Source organism: Streptomyces mabaensis, assembly GCF_053763515.1.
In genome coordinates, this window is sequence record NZ_JBSOPZ010000095.1 from 1 (window position 1) to 510 (window position 510).

The 510-nt window shown below is 69.6% G+C and carries 1 protein-coding gene; it reads left to right on the forward strand.

The genetic code is table 11. From position 1 onward, the window contains the following. The coding region (locus ACWV17_RS33870; protein ID WP_455362675.1) for a lipoyl synthase at positions 1-510 on the forward strand (510 nt) is incomplete at both ends.

A 510-nucleotide genomic window follows, 5' to 3' on the forward strand; every position in this document is an offset into this window, starting at 1 on the left:
GAGACCGTGCGCCAGATCCACACCATGACCGCGCAGCGCGCCGACGGCCGCACCAAGGTCGAACTGCTCATCCCCGACTTCAACGCGGTGCCCGAGCAGCTCGCCGAGGTCTTCTCCGCCCGCCCCGAGGTCCTCGCCCACAACGTCGAGACGGTGCCCCGGATCTTCAAGCGCATCCGCCCCGGCTTCCGCTACGAGCGCTCGCTGGAGGTCATCACCCGGGCCCGCGAGGCCGGCCTGGTCACCAAGTCCAACCTCATCCTCGGCATGGGCGAGGAACGCGAGGAGATCAGCCAGGCCCTCCAGGACCTGCACGACGCCGGCTGCGAACTGATCACCATCACCCAGTACCTGCGCCCCTCACCGCGCCACCACCCCGTCGAGCGCTGGGTCAAGCCGGCCGAGTTCGTCGAACTGAAGGAGGAGGCCGAGGAGATCGGCTACTCCGGCGTGATGTCCGGCCCCCTCGTCCGCTCCTCCTACCGCGCCGGACGCCTCTACCAGCAGGCG